16 protein-coding genes are annotated in these 14,404 nt (G+C 55.0%); 13 read left to right on the top strand and 3 right to left on the bottom strand.

Annotated elements, in window-relative coordinates:
- Positions 1-95 precede the first annotated feature (95 nt).
- The 6 genes from rpmH to TW80_RS12920 all read left to right on the top strand — a co-directional run bounded on the left by rpmH (position 96) and on the right by TW80_RS12920 (position 4,484).
- The gene (gene rpmH / locus TW80_RS17880) at positions 96-230 is read left to right on the top strand and encodes a 50S ribosomal protein L34 (protein WP_084625790.1); all 135 of its coding nucleotides are present in this window, start codon (positions 96-98) and stop codon (positions 228-230) included.
- 14 nt (positions 231-244) lie between these two features.
- On the top strand, positions 245-637 hold the full coding sequence (rnpA, locus tag TW80_RS12940; protein WP_045997851.1) for a ribonuclease P protein component: 393 nt from the start codon (positions 245-247) through the stop codon (positions 635-637).
- A complete protein-coding gene (gene yidD / locus TW80_RS12935) occupies positions 634-855 on the top strand; it encodes a membrane protein insertion efficiency factor YidD (protein ID WP_045997850.1) in 222 nt (73 codons plus the stop codon). Before rnpA ends, yidD begins: the two co-directional genes overlap by 4 nt.
- Positions 856-910: 55 nt before the next feature.
- Positions 911-1,759, top strand: a complete 849-nt coding sequence (gene ttcA / locus TW80_RS12930; RefSeq protein WP_045997849.1) for a tRNA 2-thiocytidine(32) synthetase TtcA — start codon at positions 911-913, stop codon at positions 1,757-1,759.
- A gap of 364 nt (positions 1,760-2,123) precedes the next feature.
- Complete coding sequence (locus TW80_RS12925; protein ID WP_084625789.1) at positions 2,124-3,722, top strand: substrate-binding domain-containing protein; 1,599 nt, start codon at positions 2,124-2,126, stop codon at positions 3,720-3,722.
- Positions 3,723-3,878: 156 nt separating this feature from the next.
- Positions 3,879-4,484, top strand: a complete 606-nt coding sequence (locus TW80_RS12920) for a LolA family protein (RefSeq protein ID WP_045997847.1) — start codon at positions 3,879-3,881, stop codon at positions 4,482-4,484.
- Between the two features lie 43 nt (positions 4,485-4,527).
- Here the strand turns inward: TW80_RS12920 and TW80_RS12915 are convergent, their stop codons facing one another.
- Positions 4,528-5,115: a transglycosylase SLT domain-containing protein gene (locus TW80_RS12915; protein ID WP_045997846.1), complete on the bottom strand. Its 588-nt coding sequence runs from the start codon at positions 5,113-5,115 to the stop codon at positions 4,528-4,530.
- A 75-nt stretch (positions 5,116-5,190) separates the two neighbouring features.
- On the bottom strand, positions 5,191-6,072 hold the full coding sequence (locus tag TW80_RS12910; protein ID WP_045997845.1) for an AEC family transporter: 882 nt from the start codon (positions 6,070-6,072) through the stop codon (positions 5,191-5,193).
- A 67-nt stretch (positions 6,073-6,139) separates the two neighbouring features.
- Here TW80_RS12910 and hspQ point away from each other — a divergent pair, with 67 nt between their 5' ends.
- The gene (gene hspQ, locus TW80_RS12905) at positions 6,140-6,466 is read left to right on the top strand and encodes a heat shock protein HspQ (RefSeq protein ID WP_045997844.1); all 327 of its coding nucleotides are present in this window, start codon (positions 6,140-6,142) and stop codon (positions 6,464-6,466) included.
- A gap of 60 nt (positions 6,467-6,526) precedes the next feature.
- On the top strand, positions 6,527-7,300 hold the full coding sequence (gene yaaA, locus TW80_RS12900; RefSeq protein ID WP_045997843.1) for a peroxide stress protein YaaA: 774 nt from the start codon (positions 6,527-6,529) through the stop codon (positions 7,298-7,300).
- Between the two features lie 45 nt (positions 7,301-7,345).
- Here the strand turns inward: yaaA and TW80_RS12895 are convergent, their stop codons facing one another.
- Positions 7,346-8,521, bottom strand: a complete 1,176-nt coding sequence (locus tag TW80_RS12895; RefSeq protein ID WP_045997842.1) for an acetyl-CoA C-acyltransferase family protein — start codon at positions 8,519-8,521, stop codon at positions 7,346-7,348.
- Between the two features lie 186 nt (positions 8,522-8,707).
- Here TW80_RS12895 and TW80_RS12890 point away from each other — a divergent pair, with 186 nt between their 5' ends.
- The 5 genes from TW80_RS12890 to TW80_RS12870 are packed head-to-tail and all read left to right on the top strand — an operon-like array spanning position 8,708 to position 14,404.
- Complete coding sequence (locus TW80_RS12890; RefSeq protein WP_204218505.1) at positions 8,708-9,364, top strand: ABC transporter ATP-binding protein; 657 nt, start codon at positions 8,708-8,710, stop codon at positions 9,362-9,364.
- Complete coding sequence (locus TW80_RS12885) at positions 9,361-11,745, top strand: ABC transporter permease (RefSeq protein WP_045997840.1); 2,385 nt, start codon at positions 9,361-9,363, stop codon at positions 11,743-11,745. Before TW80_RS12890 ends, TW80_RS12885 begins: the two co-directional genes overlap by 4 nt.
- Positions 11,735-12,760 carry a lipocalin-like domain-containing protein gene (locus TW80_RS12880; RefSeq protein WP_045997839.1) on the top strand — a complete coding sequence of 342 codons (1,026 nt, stop codon included), beginning with the start codon at positions 11,735-11,737 and terminating at the stop codon, positions 12,758-12,760. Before TW80_RS12885 ends, TW80_RS12880 begins: the two co-directional genes overlap by 11 nt.
- Positions 12,753-13,310: a pyridoxamine 5'-phosphate oxidase family protein gene (locus tag TW80_RS12875; protein ID WP_045997838.1), complete on the top strand. Its 558-nt coding sequence runs from the start codon at positions 12,753-12,755 to the stop codon at positions 13,308-13,310. Before TW80_RS12880 ends, TW80_RS12875 begins: the two co-directional genes overlap by 8 nt.
- Entirely contained in the window at positions 13,307-14,404 is a 1,098-nt protein-coding gene (locus TW80_RS12870) for an FAD-dependent oxidoreductase (protein WP_052700983.1), read from the top strand. Before TW80_RS12875 ends, TW80_RS12870 begins: the two co-directional genes overlap by 4 nt.

The raw sequence follows: 14,404 nt of genomic DNA, 5'->3' as shown, positions 1-14,404 counted from the left end.
TGACATGCAGCGGCCCGGTCTCTAAAGGACAGGTCTGAAATGTTGATCGGCTTCGAATCCCCTGTGGGGTTTGGCCTCGAACTGGAGAGAACGCGATGAAGCGCACGTTCCAACCATCAAACCGGGTTCGCAAGAACCGTCACGGATTCCGCGCACGGATGGCAACTAAAGCTGGCCGTAAGATTCTGAACAGTCGCCGTGCCAAAGGCCGCGCGAAGCTGAGCGCATAAGCGCTAAGCACGTTTTGAGCGATTTTAAGCCGCCGGTTGAGCCTAATGATGGCGCTCCGGCGGTTTCCGTTTGTCTGCATGTTTTGAAAAAACGTGCAGACTTTGTGCGTGCGTCCAACGCGCGTCGTCAGGGAACCGCGGGTATCCATCTTCAGGCACGCAAGCGCAGCGCGGGCGAAGCCGAAGGGATTCGCGTGGGCTTTACCTGTTCAAAGAAGGTGGGGAACGCGGTTGCGCGCAACCGTGCCAAGCGCCGCCTGCGCGAAGTCGCCCGTCTTGTCCTGCCGCATGATGGGCTGGACGGATGGGATTACGTGCTTGTGGGTCGCAAAGAAGTGACGGCCACATTACCTTTTGATACATTGATCGCGGATCTTCGCCGCGCGTTGAAAAAGGTGCATGCATGACCCCTTTGGCCTACATCGTCTCATTGCCTGTTCGGGCTTACCGATTGGTCTTGTCGCCGTGGATCGGTAACAGCTGCCGTTTCCACCCGACTTGTTCGGTTTATTCGCTTGAGGCGCTGGAAAAACACGGGGCCGTAAAAGGTAGCTGGCTGACCATTCGCCGGCTTTTGCGGTGCCACCCTTGGGCCGCTGGCGGGATTGATAATGTCCCTGATTAGGGACAATCTGCCAACACATATTGGATAGCGCAGTTTCATCTGCCATAGGACGCTTATGCTAGATAACGCCGACGACATTCACCCGCTCTTTTACGGTGCACCCAAAACCACCGAGTTCAAAAAGCTGCGCAAGCGCATCGTTCAAAACGTGCGCGAAGCGATTGAGCAATACGGGATGATTGAACGCGATGCGCGTTGGTTGGTCTGTCTGTCAGGCGGCAAAGATAGCTATACGATGCTCGCCGTTCTTCAAGAATTGAAATGGCGCGGTTTGCTACCGGTTGAGCTTTTGGCATGCAATCTGGATCAGGGGCAGCCGGGATTCCCAGCGACGGTGTTACCTGAGTTCTTGGAAAAGATGGGCGTGCCACATCGGATCGAATACGAAGACACCTATTCCATCGTTATGGATAAGGTGCCGGCGGGGCGCACCTTTTGCGCGCTGTGTTCGCGTCTGCGTCGCGGTAATCTATATCGAATTGCCCGCGAAGAAGGGTGCAGCGCGGTTGTGCTGGGCCACCACCGCGACGACATTCTGGAAACATTCTTTATGAACCTGTTTCATGGTGGTCGGTTGGCGACGATGCCGCCAAAGCTGGTTAATGAAGAGGGCGATTTATTTGTCTATCGCCCGCTTGCGCATGTCGCCGAAGTTGACTGCGAAAAATTCGCGACTGCGATGAACTATCCGATCATTCCATGCGATTTATGTGGGTCGCAAGATGGCTTGCAGCGACAGCAGGTGAAGCAGATTCTCGATGGTTGGGAAAAGAACAGCCCCGGCCGCCGTCAGGTCATGTTTCGGTCATTGATGAATGCCCGCCCGTCCCATTTGCTTGACCCTAAATTGTTCGATTTTACTGGGCTCACAATTGGGGCGCAGGAAAACGTTAAGGCTGAGTAGCTGGATCTCACGGCAATTTAAAATTGCAAGCCTCAGTTTGTGATTTGCGCAAGAATCAGTGGCAACCACTTGTTTCTGACCGAAGATTGGTCAATTCGTCGCCTACCACTGTGGCTATGGGTCAAAGCCATTCACCTATTTTTGTTGCTCATGCACACATGTTTGGCACGCGCTGAGTCCGGCAGAGTTGTGTCGGCGGAAATCCGCAGGTATCAATTAACTAATCATGGTGAAGTGATTGTCACGAGTTTTCGCACGGTTTGGTGCAGCAAGAGGTGGATTGGCAGGGTCATACCTGCGCTGTCGGTCCGGTGAATGTGCGAGCGCGCCTCTCTCGTTGAACGACTGGTGACTGGAGCTAAGAATGACCCCCCTGAAGAACATGACTGCCGCGCTTTTGTGTGCTGTGGCGCCAACCGCATTGCTTGCAGAGGCAGTCGAACTCCGGTCCATAGACGGCTTTATTAGCGTTGACGGCGAGATCGTTGGATATAACGGAACGATGCTATCGGTCGAAACCTCTGTTGGCCGCGTGAGCGTGCCCGCGTCGCAAGTTGTCTGCTACGGCGCGGGATGTATCGAGGTGATCGCAAGCAATGACTTTGGTTTGACCAGCGACGCCTTCCAAGGCGTCGTCGCCCAAGAAGAGGTGGCCGCACCGCAGGGCGGGGCTGATGAGGTCACAGTGAGCTTTGACGCTCCGGTTTTTGATACCATCTATCGCAGTGTCGTCGGCGCCTATGCAATGACCGGCCAATCCGGGTCCTCTGTTGATGTTGGCGCAACTGGCGATATTCGCCTGGAAAACACGGCATCAAACGAGACCGCCCTGATCAAGATCGCCCAAGAGGGTGAAGCAGTAAACGCCACAGTTGGCACTGTATCTCTCGAAGCGGAGGCACCCGCGGCTTACAGCACCCCAATCGAATGGGTGAATGCGCCTTCTTTGGGGGATCAGTTGCTGGGCCTGCGCGCCTTTGCCGTGATTGTGGCGCCGGGCGTTGAGCTAGACGGAATTTCAATGAATGAGCTGGCTGGTATCTACGCTGGCGAAATCACCAATTGGTCCGAAATTGGCGGCCCTGACATGGCGATCCTGCCGTTGCAATTGCCTGCCAATTCCACAGTGCGTGCCGAGCTGGTCAAACTGGTGATGGAACCCGCAGGGAAAACGATTGCGAGCAATGTTTTGACCATGGCGGATGGCATTAGCATCGCGTCTTCGGTTAATCAGTTCGCTGGCAGTATCAGTGTCGTCGGTGTCGAAGATGCCGAAAGCAACGTAACCCTGCCTGTGTCAGGTGATTCCTGTGATGCGCCAGTGGCACTTAGCGACTTTAATGTGGTGTCGGGGGACTATCCGCTGATCCGTCCTTTGATGGTCAGCTTTGATGATGTGCCGCAGACTGGCCTGCTGACCGATATGTTTGCCTTTGCCAGCGGTTCGACCGCTCAACGTCTGATTTCTGCCGAAGGGTTTGCAAATTTCACAGCAGCAGAGCAGGGAGAGGCCGAGAAGAACCGTCGCCTGAACCGTCTGTTGGCCGGGAATTTTGACGAGAATGAACGGCTTGCCGCTGCGCAGATGTTCCAGCGCCTCTTCGAGGCAAAGCGTTTGTCACCAACCTTGATCAGTGGCGATATTTCTAGGGCCGAGGCAGGCTGGAACAGCGCGATGTTTGCTAACCTTGCGAACGCGTTGTCCGGCTCTGATATGGCCGGTCGCGAGGTGCTGTTTGTTGGCTTTACCAACAATACAGAGGGTTCAGAGGAATCCCTTGCGGCCTCTGCTGATGCGGCTGCTGCGATGCAAGCAGCGTTCCGCACATTTGCGCCAGATGTGGTTGTTGGTAATAACCTGTTGCTGTCATCGTACGGGTTTGGTGGAATTTCACAGGCGACGTGCCTAGATGGCCAAGTCGCCGGGGGCAACCAGAGCCGTGTAGAAATTTGGGTCCAATAAACTCAAGAAACCCTTAGATTTATGGCCACTCAGGGTATCTGGGTGGCCATTGCTATTTAAGATCATCGCGCGTGATATCGCCTAGCAAGATGATATCTGCTGTCTTTTTCCTATCTGAGGCTGGAACTTCTGGCTCAAACACATAGGTAAAAGAACATGATAAAACGTATCCTATATATCGCCCTTGCTGCAGGGCTTGCGCTCTATGCAGGCGCGGCGAGCGCGCAACAGCTTAGTCTTGCGCAGATTTCGCAGTATTTGAACCAATTGCAAACAGCGCAGGGTGGGTTCACCCAGATCAACCATGATGGCACTTTGTCCACGGGGCAGATCTATATCAAACGCCCTGGGCGCATTCGGTTTGAATATAATTCGCCTGATGACACGCTGGTCATCGGTGGCGGCGGGTCTTTGGCGATCTTTGATCCGCGGTCGAACACCGGTCCTGATCGGTATCCGTTGAACCAAACGCCGTTGGGGCTGATTTTGCGTGAGAATGTGAACCTCTCGCAAGAAAACATGGTGACGGGGCTGACCTCTGACGGAACAACGACCACGTTAACAGCGCAAGATCCTGAGCATCCTGAATATGGGTCGATCCAACTTGTCTTTACCGCAAATCCAGTTGAGCTTCGTCAATGGATCGTGACAGATGATGTTGGAACACCAACAACGGTTGTTTTGAATGACCTACAAAAAGGTGGTCGCGTGCGCGATATCCTGTTCAACATTCAGGCCGAAACTCGCAACCGATCAAACTAATCCGCTTATAAAGAAAAAAGGCGACCAGAGCGGTCGCCTTTGACTATCGTTTGCGACAGGACCGAAGCTGGTTGTCGTAAAGAGCTGCTCTGGCTTCGACTTCTCCGGCGATACGGATGAGCCAGCTTTTCGAGCGCCATGTACCCCGCAGATACCCCGTGCGGCCATCGTGATAGGCAAGGTACTGATTGCGGGTGTCGTGAATCGGAACGCCCGTTTCTTCGACAGTTTGCTGCATATACCAACCCATAAAGTCGGTCGCGTCCCGGATGTTTTCGCGTCGTGCACGTGAACCGCCGACGGATTGTTGGTATTCGCGCCACGTACCATCAAGTGCTTGGCTATAGCCCAGCGCCGACGATTGGCGGCCTACAGGAATGACACCCAATGCATAGCGATGGGGTGGTCGGTTATTGCTGATAAATTTGCTTTCCTGATAGATAATCGCCATCAGGGACGGAACGGGTACACCGTATTTACGTTCAACCGCGCGGAATGCACGAAGATATTCTGGGCGCTCGGACACAATGCTGCAAGCATCATCAAGGTTGCGCGGGGCCGAGTTATGGCTCGATCCTCCACAGCTGCCCAAGACTAGCAACAGTGCCATAGCGCGAAAGATACTGCTCATTTGCCTCTCGCTCTTTTCGTTTTTTTGGTACGATAACCTGTTTGTGCCAGTGTGCAAATCCTAAAGGCAGTCGAACTAGATCACAAAAGCAAGGATGACGGGCAAATAGATCACCGATAGCACCGTAGAGGCCACAACAAGCCCTGCAACGGGTTGCGCGTCGGCCCCGTATTTTTCGGCCAGCAGATAGGATGTCACGGCGACCGGGGTCGCGATTTGCACGATCAATACTGCTGCTGCGACAGGATCTAGACCAAACCAAGTCGCAGCGCCCCAAGCGGCAGCCACGCTGATGATCACTTTGATCAAAGACAGCCAGATAGCTTGTGTCATGGCTTTGGTCTCTAATCGTGCAACTGCGACGCCAAGTGTGATCAGCATGATGGGAATCGCCATCTGCCCGATGAGCTCGAGGGTGTTGGTGATCACCATTGGCGTTTGCCACCCCTGCCAGAGGAACAAAGCGCCTAAAAGAGTGGCACCAACGAGCGGTTCTTGCACAACGCGCCGAAGCGATCCGCCGCCAGATACGATCCAGACACCGATGGTGAACGACAAAATTGCCATCACCGCAAAAACAACAACTGCATAGCCAAATCCAACCTGCCCAAACGCAAAAAGAGCGAGCGGCAGTCCCAGATTTCCCGTGTTGCCAAAAACCAACGGCGCAAGAAACGTACGCAGATCGAGCTGCGCAATTTTCACCACCGCGAAACTTGCGGCCATAACAAGAAGATAGGCAGCAAGTGACGCAAGCGACAGCGCGGCAAGGGCCTCTGGCTCGATTTCCGTTTTCATGAGAGCCACGAAGATAAGGCAGGGAACCGAAAGGGTCATAGTCAAGCGAGTGACGAACTCCACCCGATACTCAAAACCTAGTTTGACCCAGACAAAACCTATAGCCGCCAAAACAAATACCGGTGCCGTGATGTTCAGCACTGTTAAAATCATATTCACAGACTGTTTCCTTAAATCCTGTCACGCCCCGTGGACTTTAGGCATGCTTGGGCCATATATTCAAACTATGTTCAAGACATCTGCAAAATATCACCTCGGCCAAGTTGTTCGGCACCGCAAACACCCTTTTCGGGGTGTGGTCTTTGACGTGGATGCGATGTTTTCGAACACCGAAGATTGGTACAATGCCATTCCAGAGGATAGCCGCCCAAGCAAGGATCAGCCGTTCTACCATCTGCTGGCAGAAAATGACCAAAGCTTTTACGTGGCCTATGTGTCCGAGCAAAATCTAGTGGCTGATTATTCGGGTGAACCTGTCGACCACCCCGATGTTGATGACTTTTTTGGGCCATTTACGGATGGGCAGTATCCATTACAGGTTCAATTGAACTAAAGACTGGTCACCGCTGTCTCGCGTGTTACATCTTCCGACAAGTCGAAAAGGAAGATTACCATGCTCGTTGTCGTATCCCCCGCCAAAGCGCTTGATATGGAGCCAGTGGGGGTGACCCCAACGCAGCCCGATTTTCAAGAGGATGCGATCCGGCTGTCGAAAACTGCGCGGAATCTGACCTTGGCAGAGCTGAAAAAGCTCATGAAGCTTTCCGACGATCTGGCGCGCCTCAATCGTGATCGGTTCAAGGCATTCGCGGCAGAGCCAACCCCAGAGGCTGTTAAACCCGCTGTCTTGGCGTTTAACGGCGATACCTATCAGGGGCTTGAGGCGAAAACACTCTCTGACGACGACATGCGCTGGGCGCAGGATCGCCTGCGCATTCTTTCCGGGCTTTATGGTTTGTTGCGTCCGCTTGATGCGATGCAACCCTATCGGCTTGAGATGGGTAGCAGGCTCAAAACGCGCCGTGGTAAATCTCTCTATGACTATTGGGGCGACACCATTGCCAAGGCGTTGAACGCACAGGCGCAAGCGATGGATACGCAGGTCTTGATCAATTGCGCGAGCCAAGAATATTTCGGCGCGGTTGATCTAAATGCGCTGAAGCTGCGGGTCATCACCCCGCAATTCATGGAGATCAAGGACGGCAAGCCAAAGATTGTCAGCTTTTTCGCCAAACGCGCGCGCGGTGCAATGGCGCGCTATGTGGTGGAAAACAGGCTGACAGAACCAGAGGATATCCAAGGGTTTACTAGCGGTGGCTACGTCTTTGACCCAGATTTGTCCGAAGGAGATAAATGGGTCTTTGTCCGCGACTACCCCGAAAAATAGGGGCTTGCCGCGCCCAGATGTCCGGGCGCGGATCATTGGCGTGATTTAGATACGTTCAATCGCCAGCGCGATGCCCTGACCGCCACCGATACACATCGTGATCAATGCGCGCTTACCGCCAGTACGTTCTAGTTCGTACATCGCTTTGACGGTGATGATTGCACCTGTTGCGCCAACCGGGTGACCTAGGGCGATTGCGCCGCCATTTGGGTTGACGCGCGACGCATCCAAAGACAGCTCTTTGTTGACCGCCAAAGCTTGTGAGGCGAATGCCTCGTTTGATTCAACTACGTCGAAATCCCCAACAGAGAGACCCGTTTTATCGAGCAGATTGCGCACCGCCGGCACGGGGCCGATCCCCATGACCTCGGGGCGGACACCGGCATGGCCATAGCCCAATACGCGGAATTTTGGCGTGAGGCCGGATTTTTGTGCCGCCTCGGCAGTCGCCAAGACAATGGCCGCCGCCCCATCATTCAAACCAGAAGCGTTGCCAGCTGTGACCGTGCCATCCTTTTGGAAGACCGGACGCAAGCCTGCCAATTTATCCAGCGTGCTTGATTTTGGGTGTTCATCTTTGTCAAAGGCAACAGTGTCCCGTTTTACACGCACCTCAACCGGCGCGATTTGGCCCGCGAAATAGCCCGCCTCGATTGCAGCTGCTGCGCGTTCTTGGCTTTGCATTGCAAAGCGGTCTTGTGCCTCGCGGGTGATTTCATGTTCCGCGGCGACATTTTCTGCAGTGACACCCATGTGCCCTGTACCAAACGGACAGTTCAACGCGCCCAGCATCATGTCTTGGGATTTGATATCACCCATTTTTGCGCCCCAACGGGCATCAGATAAAATATAGGGTGAGCGGCTCATATTCTCGGCGCCACCAGCAAGGCCAAAATTGGCATCGCCAAGCATCAATGACTGGATCACCGACACAATCGCCTGAAGACCCGAGCCACACAGACGGTTTACGTTCATCGCTGGGGTGGTCTCTGGGATGCCCGCATTCATGGCGGCAACACGGCTAAGGTACATATCACGCGGTTCTGTGTTGATCACATGTCCAAAGGCGACATGCCCAATTTGCGCCCCGTCGACCTCTGCCCGTTCGAGTGCAGATTTTGCAGCGACGGTCCCAAGATCAATCGGTGGTGTTCCCGCGAGAGACCCACCAAAGGTGCCAATGGCAGTCCGGGCACCACCCAAAATTACGATATCAGTCATCTGAATCCTCCCCAATTTTTGCTTGGCCAGAGTTTACTCTCTTGCCCCGTCGCAGCCACCGAAACGTGAGGTCACATTGTACGCGATTATTGGCACAGCGGAATTGTACCCATCGGCGCTTAATCGACGCATGGTACTTTTCCAAATGCTCCGTCATGCTAGTTACAGATAAACGCGCGAGGAATGATGCTACTAACTGTTCAAGATTTGCGAAAAACCTATGATACTGCCGACGGCCCGTTTGAGGTGCTGCGCGGTGTCGGGCTAGAGCTTGATCGCGGTGAAACGCTCGCGCTGACGGGTGAATCAGGGAGCGGCAAAAGCACATTGCTGCATCTGATCGGTGGGCTTGATACACCGGATTCAGGTCGTGTTGTCGTGAATGGCGCCGATATCGCTGGTATGGATGATGCGGGACGGGCTGATATTCGGCGTGGTACTGTCGGTGTCGTGTTTCAGCAGTTTAACCTGATCCCCAGCTTGACGGTCGCTGATAATATCTCGTTTCAGGCCCGTTTGGCGGGGCGGTCTGACGCGGATTGGTGGGGTAGCCTAGCAGGGCGGATGGGACTAACCGCGCAGTTGGGGAAATATCCTGAACAGCTTTCTGGCGGTCAGCAACAGCGCGTTGCCATCGCACGTACACTTGCTGCAAAGCCGCAATTGGTGCTGGCTGACGAACCAACCGGTAACCTAGACGAGGCAACAGCGGGCGTTGTGATGGATCTGATCCTCGAATTGGTTGCCGAAACTGGGGCAGGGCTTTTGATGGTGACCCATTCTATCGCTTTAGCCGAGCGCATGCAGCGACGCCTTCATCTGCGTGCAGGTGAGATCACATGATCAGACCCACCCTACAGGCGCTGTTGTCGCATTGGTGGCGCAATCCCTTACAGCTTTTTACATTGCTTGCGGGGCTGGCATTGGCGACGGCGCTATGGTCAGGGGTTCAGGCTGTCAACGCCGAGGCAAGAGCAAGCTACGCCGCTGCCGCCACCACATTAGGCGAAGGGCAATATGATCGGCTGATTGAAAAAGACGGTCAGCCGATTGATGTCGCAACTTACATCAATTTACGCCGCGCGGGGTGGTTGGTTAGCCCGGTGATCAGCGGTCGGCTGAATGGGGTACGGATCATTGGGATCGAACCCTTGACCGCGCCGGGCGGTATCGGTGCCATCGAAATGGCTGACGGGGCTGACGTCGAACGGTTTCTCGCGGGACAGGGTCAGATGTTCGGCTCTGCCGATGTCGCGCGCATATTGCCTGAATTTGACGTTATTCTTTCGCAAAATGCGGCGCCGAATACCGCCGTGACCGACATTGGTATCGCGCAGCAGATCTTGGGCAGGGTGGGGCAGATTGACAGCCTCGTGATTGCGCCGTCTCAGCCCGTTGGGCAGTCAGACCTAGGCGAGATCGCCCCGCATTTGGTTCTGCAAGCCGCACAGAGCACGAGCGACGTAGCGCAGTTGACTGATAGCTTTCATCTTAATCTGACGGCCTTTGGCATGTTATCCTTTGCGGTTGGTATTTTCATCGTGAATGGTGCCATTGGGCTGGCGTTTGAACAGCGGAGACCTGTGGTCAGAACCCTACGCGCGCTGGGTGTTTCGCTCCGTACATTGGTGTGGTTGATGGCGGCGGAGCTTATGCTGTTTGCGCTGATTGCTGGCATGATCGGGGTGGCACTGGGCTATGGGATTGCCGCGTTACTTTTGCCCGACGTGGCTGCGACCCTACGCGGACTTTATGGCGCTGATGTATCGGGAACATTGCAGTTACGGCCCGTCTGGTGGTTATCAGGGCTTGCCATTGCGATGGGTGGAACTGCGATTGCTGCATTTGGGGCGCTGTGGAAACTGTCACGGATGCCGCTGCTTGCGGGTGGACAGCAAAGGGCGCTCGCGATGGCAGCTGGGCGACGTGCGCAAGGCCTCGCTGTCGCGGCGGGGGTGTTGCTTGGCGTTTATGTCCTGCTTTGCTTTACAGCGACGGGGTTGATCGCGGGCTTTGCCCTGCTGGCATGTCTGCTGATCGGGGCGGCATTGGCGCTGCCTTGGGTTTTGGATGTGGTACTGCGCTTTGCGAGCAGCAGATCGATGTCTGTAACAGCGCAGTGGTTTTGGGCAGACACCAGACAACAATTGCCGGGGCTATCATTGGCGCTGATGGCATTGTTGTTGGCAATGGCGGCGAATATCGGCGTCTCGACGATGGTCTCTAGTTTCCGAACGACCTTTACTGGGTTCTTGGAGCAACGACTGACTTCTGAGCTATACATTGATACGCGGGATGCAGCGCAGGCAGAGTCCTTTGTGCGCTATGCTGAACCGCGGGTGGATGCCATTTTGCCAATTATGTTTACGCAGATATCAATCGCCAATCAGCCGGTTGATATTTACGGAACGCGCGACCACACGACCTATCGCGAAAATTGGATGATGTTGGCTCAGGCCGAGAAGCATTGGGATACGACCTTTGCTGGTGAGACAATTATCGTGAACGAGCAATTGGCGCGCCGCGCCGGGCTGGCGATTGGCGATGTCGTGACGGTGCAAGGACGCCAGATGCCCATTGCGGGTATCTACGGCGATTACGGAAATCCAATTGGGCAAGCAATCATTGCAGAGCCGCTGTTTCAGACACTTTACCCCAATGTCGTCACAGATCGTTTTGGGCTGCGGATTGCTCCGGAACGCGCCCAAGATTTTGTTGCCGATCTTGTGCGTGATACCGATCTGACGTCTGCTCAGATTATTAATCAGGCGGGGATCAAGGCCCTATCACTCGAGGTTTTTGAGCGTACATTTACCGTGACTTCGGCGCTTAATGTGCTGACGCTTGCTGTTGCCGGATTCGCGATATTAATGAGCCTGCTGACCCTTGCTGGAATGCGATTGCCGCAATTGGCACCTGCATGGGCAATGGGCATGACACGCAGACGGCTCGGAAAGCTAGAACTGACCCGCGCGGTTATATTGGCCGCGCTCACAACGCTTTTGGCGTTGCCGCTTGGGTTGGCACTAGCCTATGCGCTCTTGTCGGTGGTTAATGTCGCGGCGTTTGGATGGAAATTGCCAATGTATCTATTCCCGTCAGACTATCTGCGGCTCGGGGTCTTTGCGCTATTGGCGGCAGGTGCGGCGGCGCTTTGGCCTGCGTTACGGTTGGCGCGCACCCCGCCTGCGGAACTGCTCAAGGTGTTTTCCAATGAACGTTAAGGCATTGCTGATTTGCTTGCTTCCATCGGGCCTATGCGCCCAAGGGTTTGCCGGTCTAGGGACAGAAGTCGATGGATTTGCCGTCCCCCAGCCCGCGCCGGAGTTTAGCTTTCCCGAGGATCACGGTGCACATGAAGATTACCGGATCGAATGGTGGTATTTGACCGCAAATCTACAGGCCGCGGATGGCACCGACTATGGCTTGCAATGGACGCTCTTTCGGTCGGCGCTGTCGCCCGAGGACGGGACAGGGTGGCAAACGCCGCAGCTATGGATGGGGCACGCGGCTGTCACAACGCCAACCAATCACTACGTGAGCGAGCGGCTCGGTCGTGGGGGCGTAGGGCAAGCCGGGGTGACGGTTGATCCATTTGTTGCTTGGATCGATGATTGGCAGCTTGCTGGCGATTGGGATCACATGGCAATGACGGCCAGCGGACCAGAGTTCCGTTATGACATGAAATTGCAGGCACAGGGGCCGTTGGTCTTTCATGGTGATGACGGGTATTCGGTTAAATCCGCCGAGGGGCAGGCCTCTTACTACTATTCTCAACCGTTCTTTGACATCGCCGGGGAATTACAACTCCCCGAGGGGACGATCGCAGTCAGTGGTCAGGCATGGTTAGATCGTGAATGGTCGAGCCAACCATTGAGCGGTAATCAAACAGGGTGGGATTGGTTTTCACTCACCTTTGATAGTGGTGAGAAGTTGATGGGCTTTCGGCTGAACCAGACCGATGGCAACTACTACACTTCTGCGACGTGGATTACGCCTGACGGTGACGCAACCTCGCTGACCGACGGCGCGTTTCAGGCCGAACCACTGGCGACGAATGCGCAGGGCGTTCCGGTTCATTGGCAGGTGTTGCTACCTGCATATGATGTGGATGTTGTAGTCGAGGCGCAGAACGATAATGCTTGGATGACGACCAGCGTACCCTATTGGGAGGGGCCAGTGACCGTGTCAGGCAGCCATAGCGGGCGCGGCTATCTAGAGATGACAGGCTATGACTAAATGGTTTGAAACTTTGTCCGGGCTAAAAGCAGCGGCATGGGCTACCCTGCAAACAGGCGTCAAGCAGGCGGATCATCCGGCGCGACTACCCAGCTTTGCTACGGTTTCTGCCACGGGGTACCCAGAGGTGCGCACCGTCGTTCTGCGTGCCGCCGATCCAGCGCAGGGGGCTGTTTCTGTGCACACTGATCTATATTCTCCTAAGGTTGCGAGCCTACGTGCGACCCCCCTTGCGGCGATACATATCTGGGACGAAACCCAAGCCCTTCAACTACGCCTATCTGTTGAGGTCACTATTCAGCATGGTGCCGAGGTAGGCGCACTGTGGGGGCGAATTCCGGATCATGCGCAGCAATCCTATGGTGTGACACCTTCTCCGGGCACGCCAATTGCGAATGCGCTGGATTATCGCAAAGAACCTGACCCAGATAGTTTCGCAGTTTTGCACTGCACCGTCATGCGACTGGATGTGGTGCATTTAGGGGATCAGCACCGCCGCGCAGAATTCACACGCGATAGCGGTTGGGTAGGGCAGTGGCTGGCGCCATGATCACGGGTAAAAACCTCAAGAACATCGTTCTAGTGGGGGGCGGGCATACCCACGCGCTTGTTTTGCGAATGTGGGCGCGCGACCCTATTCCAGGCGCGCGGTTGACTGTGATCAATCCCGGATCAATGGCGGCCTATTCGGGGATGCTGCCTGGCTATGTTGCTGGACATTATCAGGCGCAGGACCTGCACATCGACCTTGGGCGTCTGGCAAACCTATCTGGCGCAACCTTTGTTGATGGTCGGGCACAGGGTTTGGACCTGCAATCAAAGTCTATCGCCTTGGCGGATGGTCGCAAGGTTTCGTATGATGTTGCCTCGATTGATATTGGCGTGACCTCGGATATGCCAAGCTTGGCTGGATTTGCGGAACATGCAGCGGGCGCAAAGCCTCTGGGGCGGTTCGCAACAAAGTGGGATCACTATCGCAGGCATGCCAGCGTCCCACGGGTAGCTGTTATCGGTGGTGGGGTCGCCGGGGTGGAGCTCGCGTTGGCGATGGCGCATGCGTTCCGAGATCGAGCAGCACAGATTACGATCTTGGATCGGGACGGGCTGCTTGCCGGGTTCGGGGGCAGGGCGCGGCGTCACATGCGCAATGCGTTGAACCACGCTAACGTTAAGGTCATCGAGAATGTAATCCTGACCGAAGTGGTGAAAGACGCGGTGCGTCTAGCCGATGGTCAGCAAATCGCGAGCGATTTTACCGTTGGCGCCGCAGGTGCGCGACCACAGGAATGGCTGCGGCAAACCGGCTTATCGCTGCACAACGGCTATATTGCGATAGCGCCCGACTTGCGTTCAAGCGACCCTTGCATCTTTGCAGTTGGCGATTGCGCACATATGACCGAAACTCCACGCCCCAAAGCCGGCGTTTTTGCCGTGCGTCAGGCACCGATCTTGTTTGAAAATCTGCGTTCAATTGTATCTGGGCGACAGTTGCAAAACTACACCCCGCAAAAGGATTATCTGAAGCTGATTTCTTTGGGGGATAAGGTGGCAATGGCGGAAAAACGGGGTGTCGTATTGAACGGGCGTTTACTGTGGCGCCTTAAGGATCACATTGATCGCAAGTTCATGCGTCAATTCACCTAG

The sequence above is a fragment of the Loktanella sp. S4079 genome, assembly GCF_000967725.1.
Lineage (GTDB): Bacteria > Pseudomonadota > Alphaproteobacteria > Rhodobacterales > Rhodobacteraceae > Yoonia.
Note: the sequence above shows the minus strand (reverse complement) of the source record. Positions and strands in the feature narration are given on the sequence as shown.